Below are 24,909 nucleotides of genomic sequence, written 5' to 3'. Positions count from 1 at the left end.
GGTCACAGCAGGACCCCGTCGCACGCGAGTGCGGCGGGGTCCTCGCTTTTCGGCACCCCGGTTACCTTTGGCGCCATGAGCGACCTCCTCACCCGCGTACGGGACCTCGAGTCCACCGAGTCCCGCCTCGTCCAGGCCGCCGCCACCGGTCTCTTCACGGTCTTCGTCTCCCCGCGCCGGCTCCAGGGCCGCCCACTGAACGCGGTGCACGCCCTCACTGGCCTGGCAGGGGTGGCCGGAGGTGCCCTCGCGATCGGCGAGTCGGCCTCCCCGGGCCAGCGGGCCGCGGCCGGTGCGCTGGTCGGCGCCACGGTCACCGGAGCCAGCGTGCTCGGAATGGCCGCCGACCGCCGTCTCGAGGGGTGGCTGCGCGGCAAGGGTGTGCGGCACCCGCGGCTCTGGTTCGGCGTGGTCGCGGCGCTCGCCACCTGGTCGACCAGCGCCCCGCGGGCCACCGAGGAGTCCGAGGCGGAGCCTGACGCGAAGTCCGACGCGAAGGGTGGCGCAGAAGCCGATCACAGGTGATGCTGTGGCATGCCTTACGCACCCCAGCACGTCGTCGTCGTCGGAGCCGGCATGGTCGGCCTCTCCACCGCCTGGTTCCTGCAGGAGCACGGCGTCCGGGTCACGGTCCTTGACCGGACCGGTGTGGCGGCCGGGTCGTCGTGGGGCAACGCCGGCTGGTTGACGCCCGGGCTTGCCACCCCGCTGCCGGAGCCGGCGGTGCTGCGCTACGGCATCCGGGCGGTGGTCAGCCCGAGCTCGCCGGTCTACGTGCCGCTGACGGCCGACCGGCGGCTGCTCGAGTTCCTGGTCCGCTTCGCCCGCAACTCGACGATGCCGCGCTGGCGCCGCGCGATGGGAGCGTTGGTCCCGGTGAACTCGCTGGCCCTGGACGCCTTCGACCTGCTCGCCGCGGGCGGCGTCGAGGCGCCCACGCACGAGGCGGAGTCGTTCATCGCCGCCTACCGCACGGCCGAGGAGCGGTCGACCCTGCTGGAGGAGATCGAGCACATCCGCGCCAGCGGCCAGCCGCTGGAGTACGACGTGCTCACCGGCGACGAGGCCCGCGCGATCGAGCCGTCGCTCTCCGACGAGGTGGGCGTGGCGCTGCGGCTCCACGGACAGCGCTACGTCACCCCCAACTCCTACCTGCTCGCCCTGGGCGCCTCGGTGGAGGAGCGCGGCGGACGGATCGTCGCCGGACTGCGCGTCGGTGCGATCACCGACACCGGCTCGGGCGTGGTGGTGGCGGGCGAGTCCTACGACGCAGCGGTGGTGGCGACCGGCGCCTGGCTCAACGTGCTCGCGCGACCCTTCGGCGTACGCCTGCCCGTGCAGGCCGGACGTGGCTACTCGTTCACGGTGCCGGTCGAGTCGGTGCCGCACGGCCCGGTCTACCTGCCCGCCCAGCGGGTGGCCTGCACGCCCGCGGGTGACCGGCTGCGGGTGGCCGGGATGATGGAGTTCCGCCCGGCCGACGCCGGCCTCGACACCCGCCGCATCACCGCCATCGTGGAGGCCGCGCGGCCGTTCCTGCGCGGTGCCGACCTCGACCGCCGCCGGGACGAGTGGGTGGGGTCGCGGCCCTGCACGCCCGACGGGCTGCCGCTGGTCGGGCGTACGAGGTCGGAGCGCGTGCACGTCGCCGGCGGCCACGGGATGTGGGGCATCACGCTGGGACCGGTCACCGGGCGCCTGCTCGCCGAGTCGATCGTCACCGGGACGTCGCCCCGCGAGCTGGCCCCCTTCGACCCGCTGCGCTGAGCTCGCCGCCGGGCGTCAGCTCGGCTTCGGGGCACCCTTGCGGGCGTAGCGCACCCAGGTGATCACCACGCACATCACGGCCCACGCGATGCCGATGGCGTAGAAGCCGACCGGGCCCAGCGTCGTGACGCCGATGCCGAAGAAGAACGGTCCGAACGCCGCGATCGCCGCCGTCCACCCGATCACGCCACCGGCCTGCCGCTTCTCGAAGATCATCGGCATCTGCTTGAAGGTCGAGGCGTTGCCGATGCCGGAGAAGAGGAAGATCGCCAGCATCCCCCACAGGAACTGGTTGAAGCCGCTCTCCAGGGTGGCGGCCGAGGTGGTGTCGGGGGTGAGCGCGGGGATCGTGAAGGCGATCGAGACGATCAGGCCGATCCCGGACACCAGGGTCCAGACAGCCCCGCCGGTGCGGTCGGTGAGGGGAGCGAAGAGCACGCGGGCGCCGGCCCCGACCAACGGGCCCAGGAAGACGTACTTCACGACGTCGGGCACTGCGTACCCGTCGACCAGGACGGTCGCCTCGCCGCCGGTCCCGGAGACGATGTCGGGGTTGGAGATGCCGTAGAGGTCAGCCATCAGCAGGCCGAACTGCGCCGCCAGCCCGGCGAAGGTGCCGAAGGTCATGATGTAGAGCAGCGTCATCAGCCAGGTGTCGACGTTGCCGAAGATGTCGAACTGCTGGCGGATGTTGGCCTTGATCGGCACCGACTTCAGCATCGTCCACGCCAGGATCGCGGCGATCACCATCAGCGGGATCCAGATGAAGGCCGCGTTCTGGTACCAGACCTCCTGCGCCTCCTTGCCCGGCATCGAGATGGTCTGGGAGCTCCCGAAGAAGGCCAGCCACGAGAAGCCGATCAGGTAGGGCGTGAGCAGCTGCACCGCGGAGACGCCGAAGTTGCCGATGCCGGCCTGCAGGCCGAGTGCGGTGCCCTGCTTCGACCTCGGGAAGAAGTACGACGTGCTCGGCATGAAGCCCGAGAACGCGCCGCCGCCGACGCCGGCGAGGAAGGCCAGCACCATCAGCTCCCAGTAGGGGGCGGTGGGCTCCTGCACGCGCACGCCCCACCCGAGGGTCGAGAAGACCAGGAGCAGCGAGGTGAGGGCGACCATCTTGCGGGTCCCCATGATGGGCGGGAGCACCATCCACACCAGCCGGAAGAGTCCGGCCGACAGGCCGGGCATGGCCGCCATCCAGTAGAGCTCGGAGGTCGTGAAGGAGTAGCCCAGCGGGTTGAGCTTGGGGATCAGCGCGCTGGGCAGGAACCACGCGGCGAAGGCGAGGAAGAGGGCGAACGTGGTGACCCACAGGGTGCGCCAGGCGAGCGGCTTGTCCCAGGTCGCCTCGTTCTCCGGGTCCCAGGACTGCAGCCACTCTCCGGAGCTCTGGCTCGTCGACTTGCTCATGCCGGTGCCTCCTCAGGCGTGGGGTGGTCGAGGTGGTGCGCGAGCTCGGGCGACTCGCGGTGGAGCATGTGGACGACCGTCCAGTGCATCCACAGCGCGCAGACGACGGTGAGCACGAAGAGGACGACGAAGGTGCTGGAGGGGAAGCCCGACCACTCCTTCGTGTAGGCGAAGAGGAGCGGCAGCACGAAGCCGCCGAGGCCGCCGAGCATGCCGACCAGGCCGCCGACCGGGCCGACGTTGTCGGGGAAGTACTCCGGGATGTGCTTGAAGACCGCGGCCTTGCCCACGCCCATCGCGCACCCCAGCACGAAGACCAGGAGCACGAACGGCACCAGGCCCAGCTCGTAGGCGAGGTGGTCGGTCTGGGTGCCGTCGGGGTGCACGACGGTGATGTGGCCGTTGGGCATCATCAGGATGCCGGTGGTCACCAGCATGACCCCGAAGGTCCAGTACATCGCCCGCCGAGCCCCGAACCGGTCGGCGACCATGCCGCCGAAGGGACGCAGCAACGAGGCCGGGAAGATGTAGGTCGCCGTGAGCAGCGCCGCCGTCTGCAGCGACACGTCGAAGTTGTCCATGTAGTAGAGCGGCAGCCAGGCCGCCAGCGCGACGTACGCCCCGAAGACCGCGACGTAGTAGAGGCTGAAGCGCCAGACCCGCATCTGCCGCAACGGTGCCAGCTGCTGGTCGAGCGGGGCCCCGGTGCCGGGCTTCAGGTCGTGGCGCGGGGTCCCGAACCAGACGACCGCCGCCATCACCAGCAGCAGCACGGCGTAGACCACCGGGACGAGGCGCCAGCCGCCGTCGATGATCCCGAAGTAGGTGGCTCCGGCCGTCCCGGTGATCAGCGGGGGCCCGATGAACTTGGTGACCGAGGCGCCGACGTTGCCGGCGCCGAAGAGGCCCAGGGCGAAGCCCTGCGACTCGCGAGGCTGCCAGGCCGAGTTCCACGAGATGCCGGCGGAGAATCCGTTGCCGGCGAAGCCGATCAGGAAGGCCAGCACCAGCAGGGTGGCGTAGGAGTCGGCGCGGGAGACCAGGAAGGTGGGGACCGCCGTCGCGACCAGGAGGGCGGTGAGCACCACCCGACCGCCCACGCGGTCGGCGATCATCCCGGTGGGCAGGCGCCACAACGAGCCGTTGAGCGCGGCCGCCGCGACGATCCACGACAGCTGGACCTCGCTGAGGCCGAACTCCTCGCGGATCGGGTTGCCGAGGATGCCGAACATCAGCCACACCGCGAACATCAGCGTGAAGGCGATGGTCGAGAGCCAGAGCACGCGGTGGCGGCCCGGCCTGGTCGACGCGGGGGAGGGGGCAGGGGGCGCAGCCGTCATGGGCTCTCCTGGAGGAAGCCTTTGCTCGCGCGTCACGTGGGGCGCACGTCTCGAAGTGGACGCCGTTGGCGTCCGGATCCGTCGGTCTGTCGCGGTCCACACAAGACAACTTGCGCTGCCGTGTCAACCCTTGCGGTGTACCGAACCTGGGGGAATAGTGACCTGCGACACAGCCTCGATCGACGGCGTACGGCGGCGAAAGGGAAAGACCTGTGAGCGACGCGAAGCTTGGTTTCGACGGCGGGCTGAGCGACGCCCTGGTCGGCACCCGTCGGTTCTTCACCCGCAGCGAGGTGAGCGACGACCGCCGCACGATCACCACCACCGGCGGCCGCGAGGGCGACGCGTTCTACCGCGACCGGTGGGCCCACGACAAGGTGGTCCGCTCCACCCACGGCGTCAACTGCACCGGCTCTTGCTCGTGGAAGGTCTACGTCAAGGACGGGATCATCACCTGGGAGGCGCAGCAGACCGACTACCCCAGCGCCGGCGCCGACCGCCCGGAGTACGAGCCCCGCGGCTGCCCCCGAGGTGCCGCGTTCTCCTGGTACACCTACAGCCCGACGCGGGTGCGCCACCCGTACGTCCGTGGCGTGCTGCTCGACATGTTCCGCGAGGCGCTGGCCCAGTACGGCGACCCGGTGGTCGCCTGGGGCTCGATCGTCCAGGACCCGGAGAAGGCGAAGCGCTACAAGGCGGCCCGCGGCAAGGGCGGCCTGGTCCGGGCGACCTGGGAGGAGGTCACCGAGATCGTGGCCGCCGCCCACGTCTACACGGTCAAGCGGTGGGGGCCCGACCGGATCGCCGGCTTCTCGCCGATCCCCGCGATGTCGCCGGTCTCCTACGCCTCGGGTGCCCGCTTCCTGGAGCTCATCGGCGCACCGATGCTGTCGTTCTACGACTGGTACGCCGACCTGCCCAACGCCTCGCCGCAGATGTTCGGCGACCAGACCGACGTGCCCGAGTCGGGCGACTGGTGGGACGCCGGCTACCTGATCATGTGGGGCTCCAACGTCCCGATGACCCGCACCCCCGACGCGCACTGGATGACCGAGGCGCGCTACCGCGGCCAGAAGGTGATCGCGGTGGCGCCCGACTACGCGGAGAACGTGAAGTTCGCCGACGAGTGGGTGAGCCCGGCGCCCGGCACCGACGGGGCGATGGCGATGGCGATGGGCCACGTCATCCTCAAGGAGTTCTTCGTCGACTCCCAGGTGCCGTTCTTCGTCGACTACAACAAGCGCTTCACCGACCTCCCCCACCTCGTCTCCCTCGAGGTGGGGGAGGACGGTGCGGTCCGGCCGGGCAAGTTCCTGGTCGCCGGCGACGTCGACCACCCCGAGGGTGGCCAGGAGAACGCGATGTGGAAGCCCGCGGTGATCGACGCCGCGGGTCAGGTGCGGATCCCTCGCGGCTCGATCGGCCACCGCTTCGGCGCCGAGGGGGAGGGCCAGTGGAACCTCGACCTCGGCGACATCGACCCGTTGCTCACCCTCCACGGGCTGGCCGGGGCACGGGCGTACGAGGTCGAGCTGCCCCGCTTCGACGCACCTGACGGCCGCGTCGCGCACGAGCGCCGGGGCGTGCCTGCGGTGCAGGTGGGCGACCGGCTGGTCACCACCGTCCTCGACCTGCTCCTCGCCCAGTACGGCGTCGCCCGCGACGGGCTGCCGGGACAGTGGCCCGCGTCGTACGAGGACCCCTCGGTGCCCGCCACCCCGGCGTGGCAGCAGCAGCACACCGGCGTCCCGGCCGAGCAGGTCACCCGGCTGGCGCGGGAGTGGGCGCGCAACGCGATCGACACCGAGGGCCGCGGGATGATCCTGCTCGGAGCCGGCGTCAACCACTGGTACCACTCCGACCAGCTCTACCGGACGATCCTGCTGCTCACCACGATCACCGGCACGCAGGGCCGCAACGGCGGCGGCTGGGCGCACTACGTCGGGCAGGAGAAGATCCGCCCGATCATGGGCTTCCAGCACATGGCCTTCGCGCTGGACTGGCAGCGCCCGCCGCGCCACATGAACCAGACCGCGTACTGGTACGTGAACACGTCCCAGTATCGCTACGACACCTTCTCCGCCGACGACCTCGACTCCGGCACCGGCTACTTCGCCGGGAAGACCGTGATGGACCTGCTCGCGCAGTCGGTGCGGCTCGGCTGGACGCCCAGCTATCCCACCTTCGACCGCAGCTCCCTGACGCTCGCCGACGACGCCGAGGCTGCCGGCATGGAGGTCCCGGCGTACGTCGCGAACGAGCTGAAGGAGGGCCGGCTCCGGTTCGCGGTCGAGGACCCTGAGGCCGAGGAGAACCACCCCCGGATCCTGTCGCTGTGGCGCTCCAACCTGCTGGGCAGCTCGGCGAAGGGCAACGAGTACTTCCTGCGCCACCTGCTCGGCACCGACAGCTCGGCGACCGCCGCCGAGGCCGGGCCGGAGCACCGTCCGACCTCGGTGCGCTGGGCCGACGAGGCGCCGGAGGGCAAGCTCGACCTGCTCACCACGATCGACTTCCGGATGACCTCGAGCACGATCTTCAGCGACGTCGTCCTGCCGGCCGCGACCTGGTACGAGAAGCACGACCTGTCGACCACCGACATGCACCCCTTCGTGCACTCCTTCAACCCGGCGATCGCCCCGCCGTGGCAGCCAAGTCGGCTGGGACACCTGGAAGGTGATCGCGAAGCGCTTCTCCGAGCTCGCCGCGACCCACCTCGGCACCCGCAAGGACGTCGTCGCCAAGCCGCTGTGGCACGACACCCCGGAGGCGATGGCCACCGAGCACGGCGTGGTCAAGGACCTGGCGGATGGGGGAGTGCGACCCGGTGCCGGGCCGCACGATGCCGGTGATCGCGGTCGCCGAGCGCGACTACGCCGCGATCTTCGAGAAGATGACGTCGATCGGGCCGCTGCTGGAGAAGGTCGGCATGCTCACCAAGGGCGTCGCCTACGACGTACGACGTGAGGTCGAGATCCTGCGCAAGCGCAACGGCGTGGTGCGCGGCGGCGCCGGCGACGGGCAGCCGAAGGTCGAGACCGACGTGCAGATGGCCGACGCGATGCTGCACCTGGCCGGGGTCTCCAACGGCCACCTGGCCACCCAGGGGTTCAAGTTCCTGGAGAAGCGCACGGGGATGGAGCTGGCCGACCTGGCCGCCGAGCACGAGGGCAAGCAGATCACCTTCGCCGACACCCAGGTGGCGCCGGTGCCGGTGATCACCTCGCCGGAGTGGTCCGGCTCGGAGAGCGGCGGCCGGCGCTACAGCCCGTTCACGATCAACATCGAGCGCGGCAAGCCGTTCCACACGCTGACCGGGCGCCAGCAGTTCTACGTCGACCACGACTGGTTCCTCGGGACGCGCGAGATGCTGCCGGTCTACCGCCCACCCCTGGACATGTCGCACCTCTTCGGCGAGCCGACGCTCGGCACGACCGACGAGCTCGGCGTGGTGGTGCGCTACCTGACCCGCACAACAAGTGGTCGATCCACTCGGAGTACCAGGACAACCTCTTCATGCTCTCGCTCTCCCGCGGCGGGCAGTCGGTGTGGATGTCCGACCGCGACGCGGCCAAGGTCGGCATCGAGGACAACGACTGGGTGGAGATGGTCAACCGCAACGGCGTCGTGGCGGCCCGCGCGATCGTCAGCCACCGGATGCCCGAGGGCACCGTCTACATGCACCACGCGCAGGACCGGCTGATCGACGTGCCGCTCACCGAGCGCGACGGCAAGCGCGGGGGCATCCACAACAGCCTCACCCGGATCCTGCTCAAGCCCAACCACATCGTCGGCGGCTACGCGCAGCTGGCCTACTTCTTCAACTACATCGGTCCGATCGGCAACAACCGCGACGAGGTCACCACGATCCGCAAGCGGCGCACGCCGGTGGAGTACTGAGGGACAGGGGCGACGACATGCGCGTGATGGCTCAGATGGCCATGGTGATGAACCTCGACAAGTGCATCGGCTGCCACACCTGCTCGGTCACCTGCAAGCAGGCGTGGACCAACCGCAGCGGCACCGAGTACGTCTGGTTCAACAACGTCGAGACGCGGCCGGGCCTCGGCTACCCGCGGACCTACGAGGACCAGGAGGAGTGGAAGGGCGGCTGGGTCCGCACCCCCAAGGGGCGGCTCAAGCTCAAGGCCGGCGGCCGGATGAAGAAGCTGGTCACGATCTTCTCCAACCCCAAGCTGCCCTCCATCCAGGACTACTACGAGCCCTGGACCTACGACTACGAGACGCTGCTGCGCTCGCCTGCGTCGAAGACCTTCCCGGTCGCCCGCCCGGTCTCCCTGCTCAGCGGGAAGACGATGAACATCGAGTGGTCGGCCAACTGGGACGACGACCTCGCCGGCTCCACGAAGCACGCGGTGAAGGACGAGATGCTCAAGGGCATCGAGGACAAGGTGAAGCTCGAGTTCGAGCAGACCTTCATGTTCTACCTGCCCCGGATCTGCGAGCACTGCCTCAACCCGTCCTGCGCGGCCTCCTGCCCCAGCGGCGCGATCTACAAGCGCAGCGAGGACGGCATCGTCCTGGTCGACCAGGACCGCTGCCGCGGCTGGCGCATGTGCGTCTCGGGCTGCCCCTACAAGAAGGTCTACTTCAACCACAAGACCGGCAAGGCCGAGAAGTGCACCTTCTGCTACCCCCGCGTGGAGGTCGGCATCCCGACCGTCTGCTCGGAGACCTGCGTCGGTCGGCTGCGCTACATCGGGCTCGTGCTCTACGACGCCGACAAGGTGCTCGAGGCCGCCTCGGTGGAGGACGACCAGGACCTCTACCGGGCGCAGCGGGAGTGCTTCCTCGACCCGTTCGACCCGCAGGTGCAGGCCGCGGCGGAGGAGGCCGGGATCCCCGGTGACTGGATGGAGGCCGCGCGACGCTCCCCGATCTGGGCGCTGATCTCGCGCTACGAGGTGGCCCTGCCGCTGCACCCGGAGTACCGCACGATGCCGATGGTCTGGTACATCCCGCCGCTCTCACCGGTCGTCGACGTGATCAAGGAGACCGGCCACGACGCTGAGGACGCGGAGAACCTCTTCGCGGCCATCGACACCCTGCGCATCCCGGTCGAGTACCTGGCGAACCTCTTCACCGCCGGCGACGTCACGCCGGTCAACGACGTGCTGCGCAAGCTCGCAGCGATGCGCTCCTACATGCGCGACATCAACCTGGGGCGCGACCCCGACGAGTCGATCCCCGCCTCCGTGGGGATGGACGGCGAGACGATGTACGAGATGTTCCGGCTGCTGGCGATCGCCAAGTACTCCGAGCGCTACGTCATCCCCACCGCCCACGCCGAGCAGGCCCACGCGCTGGAGGAGCTGGCGACCGACTGCCCCGTCTCGGAGTACGGCGGGGGCCAGCAGCAGAGCCTCTTCGGTGAGGGCTCGGGCCGGCTCAACCCGGTCGCCGCGGAGAACCTCCAGATGCTCAAGGAACGGCAGGGTTCCGACACCAGCGACGAGCTGGCCGGCGGCGGCGCGGAGGCGGGGCGGGTCAACCTGCTCAACTGGGACGGCCGGGGAGTCCCCGAGGGACTCTTCCCGCCGAAGTCGGGAGGTGCGCGGTGAGGTCACGACGTACGCGTCGCGGGACGCAGCGGGACGTGCGCCCGGTGTGGGCGGTCTGCGCGGCCCTGCTCGACTACCCCGACGAGCGGCTCCTGGCCGCCCTCGACGGGCTGGAGGCCCTGGTGCCCGACGACCCGCACCTGCAGCCGGTGATCGACCACCTGCGTACGCACGACCTGCGCGAGCTGCAGGTCGACTACGTCAAGGCGTTCGACCTGACCCGCAAGTGCTCGCCCTACCTCACCTACTTCTCGCACGGTGACACCCGCCGCCGCGGGCTGGCGCTGGTCGAGTTCAAGGAGGCCTACCGCGCCGCCGGCGTCGAGTTCGACCCCGACGAGGACGAGCTGCCCGACCACGTCAGCGTGGTGCTGCAGTTCGGGGCGCTGGTCGACACGGCGGGTGCGCTGAAGCTGCTGCTCGACCACCGGGCGGGCCTGGAGATGCTCCGCCTGGCCCTGGCCGGCTTCGACGACGGGCTGGGCTCGCCGTGGTGGGGCGTGGTGGCCGCGGTCTGCGCGACCCTGCCGCCGCTCGACGGTGACGACGCCGACGCCGTACGCCGTCTGGTCGAGGCCGGCCCACCGGCCGAGGAGGTGGGGCTCGGGGGCTACGGCGACCCGGCCCTGGCCCCGCCACCGGGCGGCCCCACCCTGATCTCGTCGGCCCGCATCCCGGTGGGAGCCCCCTGATGGACGTCTTCCTGTGGGTGATCGTGCCCTACCTCTGCCTCGCCACCTTCGTGGTCGGCCACGTGTGGCGCTACCGCTACGACAAGTTCGGCTGGACCACGCGGTCGTCGCAGCTCTACGAGGACCGCATGCTGCGGCTCGGCTCCCCGCTCTTCCACTTCGGCATGCTCGGGGTCGTCGGCGGCCACGTGATCGGGCTGCTGGTCCCGCGGTCGTGGACCGACGCGGTCGGTATCGACGACCACATGTACCACTACGTGGCGGTCGGTGGAGGGCTCCTGGCCGGCATCGCCGCGACGGTCGGCCTGGTCATCCTGATCTACCGCAGGCGCACGGTCGGGCCGGTCTTCAGCGCCACGACGGGGATGGACAAGGTGATGTACCTCTTCCTCGCGGCCGCGATCTTCCTGGGGATGTGGAACACCATCGCCGGGTCGATCTTCACCCTCGGGGGCGAGTACAACTACCGGGAGGGCGTCTCGGTCTGGTACCGCTCGTTCCTCGCCTTCAACCCCGACGCCTCGCTGATGGCCGACGCCCCGATCGGCTTCCAGCTGCACGCGCTGGTCGCCTTCGCCCTCTTCGCGCTGTGGCCCTTCACCCGCCTGGTCCACGTCTTCTCGGCGCCCGTCGGCTACCTCACCCGGCCCTACATCGTCTACCGCTCGCGGGACGAGGCCATGGGCAGCCGCAGCCCCCGACGCGGCTGGGACGAGCCCGCGGGGCGCCGCTGACCACTCCTGCCCTCCGGGAACTAGGGTCGGGCCCATGACGAGAGTGGTGCCGTGGCTGGTGCTCGCCGCGCTCGTGACCCTCGCCTGCCTCCCTGCGCTGCGCTACCTCGTGGGTGACGCGCCCAGCGCGGGTGGTGCGGAGGTCCGGGTCAGCCGCTACAACGCGGTGCTGGAGGTCGACGACGACGCCGACCTGGTCGCCACCGAGACCTTGGTGCTCGACGTCGGCGACGGCGGCGCGGCCGTCTCGCGGGTCTTCGACGAGTACGACGCCGACCAGCCGCGCCTGCGACGCGTGCCTCGTGAGGTCGCCGTCGTCGTCGACGGGCGCCCGGGGGAGTTCGAGTGGCGCACCGAGCAGGGCGGCCGCTTCCACGTGGTCGAGGTCGGGGGTCGGTTGCGTGAGCCCGGCCAGCACACCGTGGTTCTCAAGTACGAGATCGACGACGTCCAGCTGGCCAGCGGGAGCGGCGCCTCGGAGGTGAGGGCCGAGCTCGTCCCGGACACGATCGCGCAGGCCGTCGACGTCGCGGAGCTGACGCTGCGGCTCCCCGCCGCCCCCGATGCCGAGGTCACCTGCGCGCAGGGCGAGACCGGCTGCGCCGCCGACGTCGACGGCGCCACGGTGACCGTGACGGCCCAGGGGCTGGCGCCGCGTACGCCGGTGACGGTCACCGCGAGCCTGCCCGTGGCTGCATCCGAGGCCCGGACGCGCCAGCTCTGGCCGGTGTGGATGAACCCGGTGCTCAGCCCGTGGCCGTGGCTGCTGGCACCGGTGGCGGCCGCCGTCGTCTTCGCGGGATGGCTCGGACGGCGGATCGCCCTGGGTGCCTCCTTCGACGACGCGACTGCGGCGGACGCCGTGCCCGTCGAGGGGGTGAGCCCGGAGCAGGCGGCCTACCTGCTCAGCGGTCGGGGACCTGACCCGGCGACCACCGCCGAGCTGCGTGGGTGGGCGACCCGGGAGGGGCTGGTCAGCGCCGCCGGGCCGCGCAGCGGCATCGCCTTCGGCGTCGTCGCCGCCCTGGTCGCGTACGCCGTGTGGCTGGTCCTGCTGGGCCCCCACATGTCGCTGGTCGCCCTGGTGCCCGGCGCCTTCGCGGCGTTCGCGCTGCCGGCCGTGCGCCCGGGCCTCACCGTCAAGCGGACCAACGCCGGGCGGCGGCTCGCGGCCCGGATCAGAACACGTTGAGCGGACGGAACTGGACCGAGATCCGCGGGCCGGCGTGCGCCTGCTTCGGCACGGCGTGCTCCCACGTGCGCTGGCAGCTGCCGCCCATGACGACCAGGTCGCCGTGACCCATCGTCACCGCGATCGACCGGCCGCCCTCACGCGGTCGGAGCAGCAGGCGGCGCGGGTCGCCCAGGGAGACGATGGCGACCATCGTGTCGTGGTTGCGGCCCCGGCCGATCGTGTCGCCGTGCCAGGCGACGGAGTCGTGGCCGTCGCGGTAGAAGCAGCACCCGGCGGTCACGAACGGCTCCCCGAGCTCGGGCAGGTAGTGCGCCGACAGCGCCTCGCGCGCCTCGGCCAGCCGGGGGTGCGGCAACGGCGCGCCGACGCCGTACATGTGCAGGAGACGCGGGACCGCCACCACGCGGTCGTACATCTGGCGCTGCTCCGCGTGCCACGGGACCTCGTCGACCATGGTGCGGAAGACGTCGTCGGCCTCGCCGAGCCAGCTGCGCTGCACGTCGACCCAGGCGCCGTGGCTGAGCACGCGCCGCTCGGGCGCCAGCGGGGCCGTCCCGGGGGCGTCGAGGGCGAAGAGCGTCGTCTGGTACTCCACCACCCCACCGTATCGAACAGGTGTTCGATGCGGCAAGCTTTACGGTCACCCGAGTTGCGCACAGCCGTCGGCCCCCTATGGTTTCACCGAGGGAGGGACCGCGTCATTTGGCGCGGCAAGGGAGGGTTGGAGCATGAGTGGCGCCGCGAGGCACGCGGCCGGGCACCCGTACGGGCTCGGCCCCCCAGCAGCGCGCGTGCGTGACCTGAGCAAGACCTACGGGCACGGCCCGGCGGCGGTCCGGGCGCTCGACGGGGTCAGCATCGACATCGAGGCCGGTGAGTTCACCGCCGTCATGGGCCCCAGCGGCTCGGGCAAGTCGACCCTGATGCACTGCTGCGCGGCTCTCGACACCGCCGACCGTGGCGAGGTCTGGATCGGCAACCAGGAGATCGGGCGGCTCGGCGACGACGCGCTGACCAGGCTGCGGCGCGACGAGATCGGCTTCGTCTTCCAGTCCTTCAACCTGGTCCCGACGCTGACGGCGGAGGAGAACATCCTCCTGCCCCTCTCCATCGCCGGGCGCAAGCCCGACCGACGGTGGTACCGCAACGTCATCCGGACCGTGGGCCTCGGCGACCGCCTCGACCACAAGCCGAACGAGCTCTCCGGCGGCCAGCAGCAGCGCGTCGCCGTGGCCCGGGCGCTGGTGAGCCGGCCGCAGATCGTCTTCGCCGACGAGCCCACCGGCAACCTCGACTCCCACTCCGGCGCCGAGGTACTGTCACTGCTGCGCCGCTCGGTCGACGAGCACCAGCAGACGATCGTCATGGTCACCCACGACGCGGTCGCGGCTGCGTACACGGACCGGGTGGTCTTCCTCGCCGACGGGCGCATCGTCGAGGAGCTGCGCCAGCCCACGCGCGAGCGGGTCCTGGAGATCATGACCGCCATGACTGCGGTCGCGCACGGGGGCTGAGGTGTTCCGGCCGCCCTGAAGAGCCTGCTCGGCCGCAAGGTCCGGCTGCTCATGAGCACCTTCGCCGTCGTGCTCGGCGTCGCCTTCGTCGCCGGGACGCTGGTCTTCACCGACACCCTGGGCCGCAGCTTCACCGCCCTCTTCGCCTCGACCGTCGGCGACGTCGTCGTCTCGCCGGTCAAGGCCGACGCCGAGGAGGTCGTCGCCGGCACGCCGGGCCAGGGCGCCAGCGCCCCCCGTCCGTCGACGCTGCCCGTCTCGCTCGTGGCGAAGCTGGCCAAGGTCGACGGCGCCGCCCGCGCCGACGGCAACGTGCTGGCGACCAGCGTCATCGTCTTCGACAAGGAGAACAAGCCGCTCGGCACGCTCGGCGCACCCTCGCTGGCCGGCAACTGGACCGGGGCCCCCGCCGGCCACGGCCTCACCGGCCTGGAGATCGTGACCGGACGCGAGCCCCGCGGGCCGGGCGAGATCGTGCTCGACGCCATCACCACCACCCGCTCGGGCCACACGATCGGCGGTGACGTCAACGTCGTGGTCGGGGACGAGGTGGTGACCACCACGCTGGTCGGGGTCGCCGACTTCGCCGAGGGCGGGTCGTTCAGCGGCGCCACCTGGGTCGGCTTCGAGACCAAGGCCGCCCAGAAGCTCTTCCTCCCCGAGCCCGACACCTTCCACACCGCCTGGGTGACCGCCGAGCCCGGAGTCAGCCAGGCCGAGCTCCGCGACGCCGTGGCGAAGGTGCTCCCCGAGGGCTACGAGGCCCGGACCGGTGACGACGTCGCCGACGAGTCGGCCTCCGGTCTGCTCAGGGGCATCTCCTTCCTCACCACGTTCCTGCTGATCTTCGCCGGCATCTCGCTGGTGGTCGGCGCCTTCCTGATCGTCAACACCTTCTCGATCCTCGTCGCCCAGCGCAGCAAGGAGCTGGCGCTCTTCCGCGCGCTTGGGGCATCGCGCCGACAGGTGAGCGCCTCGGTGCTGCTGGAGGCGCTGGTCGTGGGGATCGCCGGCTCCACCCTCGGCATCGGCCTGGGGATCGTGATGGCGATGGTCATCCGTGCCCTCTTCGGCACCTTCGGCCTCGACCTGTCGGGGCAGCCGCTGGTCTTCGCCCCACGCACCTTCGTCGTCGCGTACGTCGTCGGCATCCTGGTCACGATGACCGCCGCCGGCCTGCCCGCCCGGCGCACCACCAAGATCGCGCCGGTCCAGGCGATGCGCGACGACGTCGCGATGCCGGAGACGTCGCTGCGCAACCGCTTCGCCGGCGGGCTGGTGCTGGTCGCGCTCGGTGGGCTCTCGCTGTGGCACGGCCTGGGCGACGACGTCGCCAATGCGGTCTGGTACGTCGGTGGCGGCATCCTGGCGATCCTGCTCGGGGTCGCGGCGGCGGCGCCGGTGCTGTGCCAGCCGTTCCTGCTGGCCGCACGGTGGTTCTTCGCGGAGCTGCTCGGCACCGTCGGCCACCTGGCCGGCCAGAACTCCCTGCGCAACCCGCGCCGCACCACGGCCACCGCCTCGGCCCTGATGATCGGGCTCGCCCTGGCCACCACGATGGCCATCGTGGGCGACTCCGCCAAGGCCAGCGTCGACCGGGCGCTCGCGGAGAACTTCCGCGGCGACTACGTGGCCTCCAACGTCTCGGGGCAGTCGTTCCCGGCGACCGTCGCGCAGGAGATGCGCAAGGTCGAGGGTGTGCGCGACGTGGCAGCCCTGCGCTTCGCCTGGGGCCAGGTCGTCCTCGACGGCGAGCCCACGCCGCAGGGGTTCACCGCCGCCCCGCCGGGCGCGTTGCAGGGGCTCGTCGGCCTCCAGCGGGTCGTGGGCCGGACCACCGACCTGCGCCCGGGCGAGGCGGTGCTGGGCGAGACGTACGCCCGTGAGCGCGGCGTGCGCGTCGGCGGCCGGCTCAGGAGCTTGATCAACTCGCGCAGGGTCACCCTGAAGGTGGTCGGCATCTTCGCCGACACACCGGTGGTGCCGTTCCCGGTGGTGACCTCGCCGAAGACCTTCGAGCGGCTCAAGCTGGGCGACCGGGACAACTTCCTCATCATCGACGTCGAGTCGCCGTCGGCGATCGTCGAGTACCGGCTCTCCCAGGTGGTCGCCGAGCTCCCGACGGTGATCCTGCAGGACCAGAGCGAGTTCGCCGCCGAGCAGCGCGAACCGATCGACCAGATGGTGCTGATGATCTTCGCCCTGCTCGGTCTCGCCCTCTTCATCGCCGTGCTCGGCATCGTCAACACCCTCGCCCTGTCGATCATCGAGCGCACCCGCGAGATCGGGCTGCTGCGGGCGATCGGCCTCAACCGCAGCCAGCTGCGCCGAATGATCACCGTCGAGTCGGTGGTGATCGCGCTGCTGGGCGCCGGCCTGGGCATCGGCCTCGGCGTCGGCTTCGGGATCGCGCTGATGAAGTCGCTGCGCGACGAGGGCCTCGAGGTCATCGCCGTGCCCTGGGACAGCTCGGCCTCTTCGGGGCGGTCGCCCTCCTGGTCGGGGTCCTGGCCGCGGTGCTGCCCGCCCGACGGGCCGCCAGGCTCGACGTGCTGCAGGCGATCTCGACCGCGTGAGGCGGTCGGCGGTGTGACGTTGTCGCATTCGCCGGACGCGGAGGGGGTCGGCGTCCTAGATTGCGGCGCGTGGGACAGACCGTCGAGACAGCGCGCGAGCTCAAGCACGTCGTCGTGCGCGAGCACGTGCGCAAGCTCGTCCAGGGCGCGGCCCCGGGCACCCCGGCCCCGTCGGAGCGCGAGCTGGTCAGCCAGTTCGGCGTCGCCCGGATGACCGTGCGCCAGGCGCTCGACGCGCTCGTCGTCGAGGGTCTGCTGGAGCGGATGCCCGGACGGGGCACGTTCGTCGCCCGTCCCCGTCGCCAGCAGACCCAGGTGGCCAGCTTCAGCGAGGCCGTGGCACGCCGTGGCCAGGTGGCCGAGACCGTCACCCTGCTGGCCCGCGTCGAGCAGGCCGGTCCCGGTGTGGCCCGCGCCCTCGAGGTGGAGGCGGGCTCCGCGATCGTCCACTGGCGGCGGCTCCGGCGCGCCGGGGGAGAGGCGATCTGCGTCCAGGATGTCTACCTCGCGCCGGACGTACTGCCCGGCGTGCTCGAGAGCGTCATGCCCGAGAGCCTGTACGAGGCGCTCTGCCTGCGCGGCCTGCGGCCCACCTGGTCGGAGGACTCCATCCAGGCCGACCTGGCCAGCGACGAGGAGCGCGAGCTGCTCGACTTCGCCGCCGGCGAGCTGGCGCCGGTGCTCCGCGTCTCGCGTCGCGCCGTGCACGGCGAGCGGGTGGTCGAGGTGTCACGCTCGGCCTACCGCAGCGACCGCTTCACCCTCTACCTCCAGCTGGGCCCGTCGAGCTGACCTCCGGCCCGACGCCTCACACGTCGGCGGCGTCGACGATCCGGTAGGCGTAGCCCTGCTCGGCCAGGAAGCGCTGCCGGTTGGCCGCGAACTCGGCGTCGACGGTGTCGCGCGAGACCAGCGTGTAGAAGTGCGCGGTCTTCCCTTCGTCCTTGGGGCGCAGCAGCCGTCCGAGGCGCTGGGCCTCCTCCTGGCGTGAGCCGAAGGAGCCGCTGACCTGCACGGCCACCTCGGCCGAGGGCAGGTCGATGGAGAAGTTGGCGACCTTGCTGACGACCAGCAGCGAGATCTCGCCGGAGCGGAAGGCGTTGAAGAGGCGCTGGCGCTCCTTCACCGAGGTGTCGCCCTTGATCACGGGGGCGTCGAGCATCTCCGCGATCTCGTCGAGCTGGTCGATGTACTGACCGATCACCAGGGTGGGCTGGTCGGCGTGCTGCTCCACCAACCGCCTGACCACCGCGAGCTTCGCCGGGGTGCAGGCTGCGAGGCGGTACTTGTCCTCGTTCTCCGCGACGGCGTACGTGAGCCGCTCGGCGTCGGTGAGCGTCACGCGCACCTCGGCACAGTCGGCGGGCGCGATCCAGCCCTGCGCCTCGATGTCCTTCCACGGGGCGTCGTAGCGCTTCGGGCCGATCAGCGAGAAGACGTCGCCCTCGCGGCCGTCCTCCCGCACCAGCGTCGCGGTCAGACCGATGCGGCGACGGGCCTGGAGGTCGGCGGTCATCCGGAAGATCGGCGCCGGCAGCAGGTGCACCTCGTCGTAGACGATGAGGCCCCAGTCGCGGGCGTCGAGCAGCTCGAGGTGCGGGTAGACGCCCTTGCGACGCAGCGTCAGCACCTGGTAGGTCGCGATGGTGACCGGGCGGATCTCCTTGACGGCGCCGGAGTACTCGCCGATCTCATCCTCGGTGAGCGTGGTGCGGCGCACCAGCTCGTCCTTCCACTGCCGCGCCGAGACGGTGTTGGTGACGAGGATCAGGGTGGTGGCCTTGGCGTGCGCCATCGCGCTGGCGCCGACGATCGTCTTGCCGGCGCCGCAGGGCAGCACGACCACGCCCGAGCCGCCGTGCCAGAACGACTCCGCGGCGTCGCGCTGGTAGTCGCGCAGGCTCCAGCCGTCCTCGGCCAGGTCGATCGCGTGGGCCTCGCCGTCGACGTAGCCGGCCCAGTCCTCCGCTGGCCAGCCCAGCTTGAGCAGCGCCTGCTTGAGGTTGCCGCGCTCGGAGGGGTGCACCGCCACGGTGTCGTCGTCGAGCCGCTCGCCGAGCATGCCCTTGACCTTCTTGGCGCGCAGCACCTCTTCGAGCACGGGGCGGTCGGTGCTGGAGAGCACCAGCCCGTGGGTGGGGTGCTTCTCCAGGCGCAGCCGGCCGTAGCGGGCCATCGTCTCGGCGACGTCGACCAGCAGTGCGTGCGGCACGGCGTAGCGGCTGTACTCCAGCAGCGTGTGCACGACCTCCTCGGCGTCGTGGCCCGCGGCGCGCGCGTTCCACAGGCCGAGCGGGGTGAGCCGGTAGGTGTGCACGTGCTCCGGGGAGCGCTCGAGCTCGGCGAAGGGGGCGATCGCCCGGCGGCACTCCTGGGCGCGCTCGTGGTCGATCTCCAGCAGCAGCGTCTTGTCGGACTGCACGATCAAGGGGCCGTCGTTCACCCCGAAAGACTACGGGGGCGTCCCTCAGGGCTGCGGGACCGGCGTGACGGCGGTGATGCGGTGCACCGAGAAGCCGCGTACGTCCTCGGTGCGGTGGTCGTAGGCCGTCAGCTGGCCGCCCTCGAGCCGGCGCGGGTCGACGATGCGCTCGGTGGTGGTGCCGTGGTTGTCGACGTAGCCGATGAGCACGGTGCCCGACGCCTCGATCACCTCACGCAGCACGGCCAGCGCGGAGGTGGGGGTGGTCGCGGTCGTGGAGCGTGCCGGGGCGGCGTCGGAGGCCCGGTCGCCGGCCCGCACGGCCGCGACCACGGCGGTGACCCGCGCGGTCTCGCGGGCCCGGGTCGCCGGTGCCGGCGTCGTACGCGGTGTGCGCGCCCGCTGCAGGTCGGGTCGCGCGACGTGCACCGTGCCGTCGGCAGCCTCGACGACCGGCGCCTGGCCGAGCTCACGCAGACGCGGCAGCAGCAGGTCGAGGGGGAGGGTGGAGATCAGCACCGTCGGGGCGATGCGGCGCAGGTGGAGGGAGGCGGCCTGGGGGTGGTGGAGCAGCTCGGTCAGCGCCTGCTCGTCGTCGGCCCGCAGGAACGACTCGGCGTGCCCGACGCGCACCGTGCCGAAGGTGCGCACCACGTCGTCGACCAGGTAGCTCAACGGCTGCGGAACGGGCGTGCGCGAGGTCTCGGCCAGGAAGGTGTGGATCTCGGCGGCCGACCAGCCGGCGTCGAGCGCCCGGCGGACCGAGGCCGGGGTGAAGCGGTAGACCGTCGCGCCACCGCGCGACTCGACGTCGGCGACCAGGTGCAGGGTGCGGGCCAGGTCCGGGGTGAGCGGTCCGGGGGCGACGGCGGTGAGGTCGGCCTGGACGAGCACGTGGTCGACCGCGCTGGGCAGCAGGGGCGCCAGGGCTGCGACGGTGGCCGCGTGGTCCTCGGCCAGGAAGGGGGCGGCGTACGACGCAGCGGCGTCCATGCCGGTGAGCCCCAGCATCGCGGCCTCGGCCACCGCCCAGACGACCATCTCGTCGCGGCTGCGGGGGCGGCGCGGCCGCAGCCAGCCGATCCGCTCGACCAGCGAGGGCAGGCCGGTGCCCGGGGCGAGCGCCTGTCCGCGGGGCAGTCCCACGAGCTCGCGGAGCGCCATCTCGCGCGCCTCGGGGGCGAAGACGCTGGAGGCGTCGGGGGCCAGCGCGTTGCGGGTCTTGCCTGCTGGGTCCTTGGTGCCGACGAGGCCGGCCAGGCGGGGGCTGGCCCACCAGGCGCGCGCCAGGGTCAGCCACCGCTCGGCGGGGTCGGAGGCGCTCCACGTGTCGAAGGCGTGGGTGGGCAGCCAGGCGCTCACGCCGTCGGCGTCGGGGCCCTCGGCGAGCAGGCCGGCGGCGACGGCGACCTCGAGCACCAGTGCCGCCTCGTGGGGGCTGACGTGCAGCTCGGTCGTCACCGCCTTGAGCTCGCGCACCCCCAGGCCGCCGCTGCGCAGGACGGTGGGCGGCCGCAGCCCCCAGTGGTCGAGCAGCAGCTCGGTGCGGCGTACGAGCTCGAAGGCGGCGCCGGCGGCGACCCGGTCGACCAGGGCCGGGTCGCGCTCGCTGGTGGCCACCGGTGGTACGTCGTCGCAAAGCGCCGTGGTCGTGGTGCCGCCGCGCAGGGCGAGGCCGACCTGGCCCGGCAGCTGGAAGGCGCCGTTCTGGTTGGGCACGAGCAGTCCGTGCGCCAGCACCTCCTCCACCGGGGTGGTCGCCTCCTCGACCGAGCGGGGCGTGCGGGCCCGACCGGTGGTCGCCTCACCGCCGCTGTCGGCGACGTGGGCGAGCAGCGCCCGCGCCTGGGGCGAGAGGGCGGCGACCCGTTCGACGGCCTGCTCGCGGGTGAGCGCGTGCGGCGCGACCGGACGCAGCCCGCTGACGCCGCTGGCGGTGTCGCCGCGCAACGCGTCGGCGACCCCGTTGAGCGCGCGCAGGCCGCTGGTCGAGGGCCAGACCAGGGCGACGGCGAGCAGGTGGTCGAGCGCCTCCCCGGCGGCGTCGTCGTCGGCGTTGACGACGGCCAGCAGCTCCTCGCGCGTCGCGTGGCCCAGGACGACCGCGGCGTCGAGCACGGCCAGCTCGAGCCGGGTCAGGTCGTCGAGGGCACGCAGCACCGACGCCCGGGTGCCGGCCCGGGAGGCCACCTGGCCGGAGTCCTGGGGTGCCGGGGTGGTGAGGTCGGGGCGGAGGGCGAAGAGGTGGGCCAGGCGCTCGTCCGACCAGCTGCGCAGGTGCTCGGAGAGGGTGGGGGCAGGCGGTCGCCCCCACGGGCGGGGGTGGACGGTGCAGCGTGCCGACATCCCTCCTACGCTACTCGGCGAGTCCCCGTGCGGGGGCCGGGTCGAGGCAGGACGGCAATGTATCTGAGGTGGGGCGCGGGTCGGCGTCACGTGTGACGCACGCGGGCGCGAGCCACGTGGGGCACGTGCGGACCGTCAACGAGGACGCCTGGGCGGCCTCCTCCCCGGTCTTCGTGGTCGCCGACGGGATGGGCGCCACGCCGGGGGAGACGTGGCCAGCCGCATCGCCGTGGAGGAGCTGGCCCGTCTCGCGGGCCGCGAGCTCACGCCGGCAGGCGCCGCGACGCGGTGCTCGCTGCTGGTCCGGGCGCAGGCTCGGCTGAGGGCATATGTCGAGCGGCACAGCGAGGACTCACGCATCTGGTACGCCGGCACGACGGTCGTCGTCGCGGTCCTGGTCAGCGGTGCCGACGGGCCGGCTGGCTGCTCGCCCACGTCGGTGACTCGCGGGCGTACGCCGTCGAGCCCTCCGGTGCCCGGCAGGTCACCGCCGACCACTCGGTGGTCGCGCAGCTCCTGGCCCGCGGCGAGCTGACGCCGGAGCAGGCGGCCGTGCACCCCGAGCGCCACGTGGTCACCCGCGCGCTCAGCAGCAGGGAGGTGCCGAGCCCGACTTCCTGGAGCTGCCGCTGTCCGCGGCGCGCGACTGCTCCTGTGCACGGACGGGGTCAGCGGCCATCGTCGGTGGAGAGGAGCTGGCGGTGCTGGCGGCGCTGACCGCCACCTCCCGTCCACAGGAGGTGGCTGACGCGCTGGTCGCGGCAGCCCTCTCCGCAGGCGGCACGGACAACGCGACGGCGCTCGTCGTCGATGTGGGGGAGAGGAGAGGCGATCGGGTCGAAGGAGCAGGGATGACTGAGTGCACCGCCCAGGCAGGGAGCTGGTTCGGCGTCGTCGGCGCGTCGGTGACGGTGGTCCTGCCGCCCGCCGACCGCGCCAGGGCCGCGGCGCTCTGGCCGCTGGTGGATGACGGGGCAGACCTGGTCGCGGTGCTCGACGCGCTGCTGGCCGACGGCATCTCAGCGCTCGGCGACCTGGCGCTGGTGGAGACCCGCGACGACCGGGTGCGCGTGCTGGTGCGCGGCGAGGTCGAGGTGGTCGCCCACACCCACGACGGCCACGTGCGCGTGCGTGCCGGCGACCGAGTGTGGTCGGAGGACTCCTTCAGCGGGATCGTCGCACTGGTCGTCGAGCTGCCCGGTCGGCCGGAGGGCTCCGCGGAGTTCACCCTGCGTCCGGGCCTGACGCGCGTCGGCGCCCTCATGTGGGGGGAGGTCCCGGCTCCTGCCGATCCTCCTGCCCGACCCGAGGTCCGGGTGGTCGAGCCGGTGATCACGCCGATCGTGCCTCCGATCGTGCCTCCGATCGTGCCTCCGATCGTGCCTCCGGCGCAGGCCTCCCCGCCGCCCACCGAGGAGGAGCCGCTCGAGACGGTCCCGCTCTCCTCGGTGCCGCTGACGCCGGCCTGGCAGGAGGAGGTCACCAGCCACCTCCCGCCGGTCGAGGAGGGCGGGCTGAGCGTGCTCGGCTTCGGTGTCCCGGCCGAGGAGTCGCCCGACCTGCCCGACGCCGTCACCACGCCGCAGCGCCAGGCCGTGGCCCTGCTCGTCTTCAACCACGGCGCCACCGTGCCGGTCGACGGTCCGGTCCTCGTCGGGCGTGGCCCGACGGCGCGGCCGGGCAGCCCGGACGCCCGCCTGGTCACGGTGCCCAGCCCGCACCAGGAGGTCTCCGGCACCCACGTCGAGATCCGTCCGGGCGAGGGCCTCGACCTCGGTACGGCCGTGGTCACCGACCTCGGCTCCACCAACGGCACCGTGGTGGCCCAGCCCGGCCTCTCCCAGGAGGAGCTCCGCCCCGGCTCGCCGGTCTCGCTGCTCCCCGGTGCTGTGATCGACCTGGGTGACGGCGTGACGATCGAGGTCCGTCGGCCGTGACCGCGGGGGTCGCGTCACGACTGCCCGACCTCGACGCGCGTCTGCGCGGCCTCACCCTCGACCAGGCACTCGTCGCCCTCACGGCCGCCACCACCTGGTGGCTGGCGCCGAGCGCCTCACCCGTGGCTGTGCCGGCCGCCGCGGCTCTCGTGGTGCTGGTCCTCGGGGCGTGCGACGGCGCGACCGGCCGGACGCCCGGGCGCCTGCTCGCCCGCACCGTCCTGGTCGACCACCGCAGCGGCCGGCCGCCGGGCGCGGGGCGCGGAGTGCTGCGTACGACGTGCCTCACCCTCGCCGGCCTGCCCACCGCCGGCCTCGCCTGGGCGCTCCTCGCACTCGGTGCGGCCACCGACCCGGCCGGGGGCCGGCGCGGCTGGCACGACCGGTGGTTCGGCACCCGGGTCCGCGGCGTCGGAGGCGCCCTCCCGCCCTCACCCACGGTCAGTGAGCCCCCGTCGGTCAACCTGATGGCGCTGCGCCTGGGCCAGACCGTCGAGCGGGTCGAGGTGCCGCACCCACGGACCGGGTCGGGCCCGGTGCTGCCCCAGCGGTGGCAGGTGGAGTGCGACCGGGGCGAGACCTTCGACGTCGTCGACCGACTCGTGGTGGGCCGCCGCCCTGCGGCTGCGGCCGACGCACCGGCTGAGCCCGGCTGGGCCCGGCTCGTCTCCGCGGACGGCAGCCTGTCGGCCACCCACGCCGAGCTGGCCGCGCTGCCCGACGGCAGCCTGGTGCTGCGCGACCGGGGATCACGCAACGGCACCCTGCTGGTGCGCGGCGGCGCAGCCCGCACGCTGACGCCGGGGCGTCCCACCACCGTGCTGCCGGGGGACCGGATCCGGGTCGGCGACCGGTGGATGCGGGTCTGCGGGCGCTCCGACCACGACACGGTCGTGGAACCGAGTGGCCCCGCACCCTCCCAGGTCCTACCCTTGCCGTGAGTCGCGCCGTGGGGCGCGACCGTTGCGAGGAGCGTGGAAGAAGTGCCGACTGGCAAGGTGAAGTGGTTCGACGCCGAGAAGGGCTTCGGCTTCCTGTCCCACGACGGCGGTCCGGACGTCTACGTGCACGCCGACGCCCTGCCCGAGGGGGTCACCACCCTGAAGAACGGCGCCCGCGTCGAGTTCGGCATCGCCCAGGGCCGCCGCGGTGAGCAGGCCTCCAGGTGCGTCTGCTCGACCCGCCGACCTCGGTCTCGCGCAACCAGCGCAACGCCTCCCGCAAGAGCCCCGAGGCGATGGTCACGATCGTGGAGGACCTGATTCGGCTCCTCGACGACCTCGGCGAGGGCTACCGCCACGGCCGTCACCCCGAGGCGAGGACGGCTCGCCCGACCGCCAAGCTGCTCCGCGCCCTGGCCGACGAGCTCGACCGCTGAGCGTGAGAGGATCCAC

The 24,909-nt window shown here is 72.2% G+C and carries 17 protein-coding genes and 2 pseudogenes; 14 read left to right on the top strand and 5 right to left on the bottom strand.

What is annotated here, in order from left to right; all coding sequences use genetic code 11:
* The first annotated feature begins 75 nt into the window (after positions 1–75).
* Both E2C04_RS14170 and E2C04_RS14165 read left to right on the top strand, forming a co-directional pair.
* The gene (locus E2C04_RS14170) at positions 76–525 is read left to right on the top strand and encodes a hypothetical protein (protein WP_135833082.1); all 450 of its coding nucleotides are present in this window, start codon (positions 76–78) and stop codon (positions 523–525) included.
* A gap of 9 nt (positions 526–534) precedes the next feature.
* The gene (locus E2C04_RS14165; RefSeq protein ID WP_135833081.1) at positions 535–1,767 is read left to right on the top strand and encodes an NAD(P)/FAD-dependent oxidoreductase; all 1,233 of its coding nucleotides are present in this window, start codon (positions 535–537) and stop codon (positions 1,765–1,767) included.
* 15 nt (positions 1,768–1,782) lie between these two features.
* Here the strand turns inward: E2C04_RS14165 and E2C04_RS14160 are convergent, their stop codons facing one another.
* Positions 1,783–3,177, bottom strand: a complete 1,395-nt coding sequence (locus tag E2C04_RS14160) for an MFS transporter (protein ID WP_135833080.1) — start codon at positions 3,175–3,177, stop codon at positions 1,783–1,785.
* On the bottom strand, positions 3,174–4,517 hold the full coding sequence (locus E2C04_RS14155; protein ID WP_135833079.1) for an MFS transporter: 1,344 nt from the start codon (positions 4,515–4,517) through the stop codon (positions 3,174–3,176). The genes E2C04_RS14160 and E2C04_RS14155 overlap by 4 nt, the downstream gene beginning before the upstream one ends.
* 212 nt (positions 4,518–4,729) lie before the next feature.
* Between E2C04_RS14155 and E2C04_RS14150 the strand changes: the two are divergent.
* The 5 genes and pseudogenes from E2C04_RS14150 (at position 4,730) to E2C04_RS14130 (ending at position 12,717) form a co-directional block, all read left to right on the top strand.
* Positions 4,730–8,417: pseudogene (locus E2C04_RS14150) on the top strand (nitrate reductase subunit alpha).
* Positions 8,418–8,434: 17 nt separating this feature from the next.
* Positions 8,435–10,099 carry a nitrate reductase subunit beta gene (narH, locus tag E2C04_RS14145; RefSeq protein ID WP_135833078.1) on the top strand — a complete coding sequence of 555 codons (1,665 nt, stop codon included), beginning with the start codon at positions 8,435–8,437 and terminating at the stop codon, positions 10,097–10,099.
* On the top strand, positions 10,096–10,791 hold the full coding sequence (narJ, locus tag E2C04_RS14140; protein WP_135833077.1) for a nitrate reductase molybdenum cofactor assembly chaperone: 696 nt from the start codon (positions 10,096–10,098) through the stop codon (positions 10,789–10,791). Before narH ends, narJ begins: the two co-directional genes overlap by 4 nt.
* The gene (gene narI / locus E2C04_RS14135; protein ID WP_135833076.1) at positions 10,791–11,525 is read left to right on the top strand and encodes a respiratory nitrate reductase subunit gamma; all 735 of its coding nucleotides are present in this window, start codon (positions 10,791–10,793) and stop codon (positions 11,523–11,525) included. The genes narJ and narI overlap by 1 nt, the downstream gene beginning before the upstream one ends.
* Positions 11,526–11,559: 34 nt before the next feature.
* Positions 11,560–12,717 (top strand): DUF2207 domain-containing protein, encoded by a 1,158-nt coding sequence (locus tag E2C04_RS14130; protein WP_135833075.1) that lies wholly within the window; start codon positions 11,560–11,562, stop codon positions 12,715–12,717.
* Here E2C04_RS14130 and E2C04_RS14125 read toward each other — a convergent pair.
* Positions 12,704–13,315: an alpha-ketoglutarate-dependent dioxygenase AlkB gene (locus tag E2C04_RS14125; RefSeq protein ID WP_135833074.1), complete on the bottom strand. Its 612-nt coding sequence runs from the start codon at positions 13,313–13,315 to the stop codon at positions 12,704–12,706. The genes E2C04_RS14130 and E2C04_RS14125 overlap by 14 nt on opposite strands.
* 133 nt (positions 13,316–13,448) lie before the next feature.
* On the opposite strand from E2C04_RS14125, the gene E2C04_RS14120 reads away from it, so the two are divergent.
* From E2C04_RS14120 to E2C04_RS14110, 3 genes are read left to right on the top strand one after another with little or no spacing between them, the layout of a single operon-like run.
* Complete coding sequence (locus E2C04_RS14120; RefSeq protein ID WP_135833073.1) at positions 13,449–14,234, top strand: ABC transporter ATP-binding protein; 786 nt, start codon at positions 13,449–13,451, stop codon at positions 14,232–14,234.
* Between the two features lie 51 nt (positions 14,235–14,285).
* Positions 14,286–17,024 carry an ABC transporter permease gene (locus E2C04_RS14115; protein ID WP_202977804.1) on the top strand — a complete coding sequence of 913 codons (2,739 nt, stop codon included), beginning with the start codon at positions 14,286–14,288 and terminating at the stop codon, positions 17,022–17,024.
* A complete protein-coding gene (locus tag E2C04_RS14110; RefSeq protein ID WP_238694528.1) occupies positions 16,925–17,602 on the top strand; it encodes a GntR family transcriptional regulator in 678 nt (225 codons plus the stop codon). Before E2C04_RS14115 ends, E2C04_RS14110 begins: the two co-directional genes overlap by 100 nt.
* Before the next feature lie 16 nt (positions 17,603–17,618).
* On the opposite strand, the gene E2C04_RS14105 is transcribed toward E2C04_RS14110, so the two are convergent.
* Positions 17,619–19,253 carry a DNA repair helicase XPB gene (locus tag E2C04_RS14105; RefSeq protein WP_135833072.1) on the bottom strand — a complete coding sequence of 545 codons (1,635 nt, stop codon included), beginning with the start codon at positions 19,251–19,253 and terminating at the stop codon, positions 17,619–17,621.
* Positions 19,254–19,277: 24 nt separating this feature from the next.
* Entirely contained in the window at positions 19,278–21,578 is a 2,301-nt protein-coding gene (locus E2C04_RS14100) for a helicase-associated domain-containing protein (protein WP_135833071.1), read from the bottom strand.
* A gap of 211 nt (positions 21,579–21,789) precedes the next feature.
* Between E2C04_RS14100 and E2C04_RS14095 the strand changes: the two genes are divergently transcribed.
* The 4 genes and pseudogenes from E2C04_RS14095 to E2C04_RS21060 all read left to right on the top strand — a co-directional run bounded on the left by E2C04_RS14095 (position 21,790) and on the right by E2C04_RS21060 (position 24,893).
* Positions 21,790–22,113, top strand: a complete 324-nt coding sequence (locus E2C04_RS14095; protein WP_135833070.1) for a hypothetical protein — start codon at positions 21,790–21,792, stop codon at positions 22,111–22,113.
* Positions 22,114–22,429: 316 nt separating this feature from the next.
* Positions 22,430–23,515, top strand: a complete 1,086-nt coding sequence (locus E2C04_RS14090) for an FHA domain-containing protein (RefSeq protein ID WP_135833069.1) — start codon at positions 22,430–22,432, stop codon at positions 23,513–23,515.
* Complete coding sequence (locus E2C04_RS14085) at positions 23,512–24,456, top strand: FHA domain-containing protein (protein ID WP_135833068.1); 945 nt, start codon at positions 23,512–23,514, stop codon at positions 24,454–24,456. The genes E2C04_RS14090 and E2C04_RS14085 overlap by 4 nt, the downstream gene beginning before the upstream one ends.
* Before the next feature lie 42 nt (positions 24,457–24,498).
* A pseudogene (locus E2C04_RS21060) lies at positions 24,499–24,893 on the top strand (cold-shock protein).
* Positions 24,894–24,909: the final 16 nt, after the last annotated feature.

It is taken from the genome of Nocardioides daphniae (genome assembly GCF_004777465.1).
Taxonomy (GTDB): Bacteria; Actinomycetota; Actinomycetes; order Propionibacteriales; family Nocardioidaceae; genus Nocardioides; species Nocardioides daphniae.
The sequence above is the reverse complement of the archived record's forward strand: the minus strand, read 5'-3'. Positions and strand labels throughout refer to the sequence as shown.

What these genes read in the sequence shown, in the direction of transcription:
- E2C04_RS14170 (WP_135833082.1), top strand. Translation starts at nt 76, where the DNA reads ATGAGCGACCTCCTCACCCGCGTACGGGACCTCGAGTCCACCGAGTCC.
- E2C04_RS14165 (WP_135833081.1), top strand. Translation starts at nt 535, where the DNA reads ATGCCTTACGCACCCCAGCACGTCGTCGTCGTCGGAGCCGGCATGGTC.
- E2C04_RS14160 (WP_135833080.1), bottom strand. Translation starts at nt 3,177, where the DNA reads ATGAGCAAGTCGACGAGCCAGAGCTCCGGAGAGTGGCTGCAGTCCTGG.
- E2C04_RS14155 (WP_135833079.1), bottom strand. Translation starts at nt 4,517, where the DNA reads ATGACGGCTGCGCCCCCTGCCCCCTCCCCCGCGTCGACCAGGCCGGGC.
- narH (WP_135833078.1), top strand. Translation starts at nt 8,435, where the DNA reads ATGCGCGTGATGGCTCAGATGGCCATGGTGATGAACCTCGACAAGTGC.
- narI (WP_135833076.1), top strand. Translation starts at nt 10,791, where the DNA reads ATGGACGTCTTCCTGTGGGTGATCGTGCCCTACCTCTGCCTCGCCACC.
- E2C04_RS14130 (WP_135833075.1), top strand. Translation starts at nt 11,560, where the DNA reads ATGACGAGAGTGGTGCCGTGGCTGGTGCTCGCCGCGCTCGTGACCCTC.
- E2C04_RS14120 (WP_135833073.1), top strand. Translation starts at nt 13,449, where the DNA reads ATGAGTGGCGCCGCGAGGCACGCGGCCGGGCACCCGTACGGGCTCGGC.
- E2C04_RS14115 (WP_202977804.1), top strand. Translation starts at nt 14,286, where the DNA reads ATGAGCACCTTCGCCGTCGTGCTCGGCGTCGCCTTCGTCGCCGGGACG.
- E2C04_RS14100 (WP_135833071.1), bottom strand. Translation starts at nt 21,578, where the DNA reads ATGTCGGCACGCTGCACCGTCCACCCCCGCCCGTGGGGGCGACCGCCT.
- E2C04_RS14090 (WP_135833069.1), top strand. Translation starts at nt 22,430, where the DNA reads ATGACTGAGTGCACCGCCCAGGCAGGGAGCTGGTTCGGCGTCGTCGGC.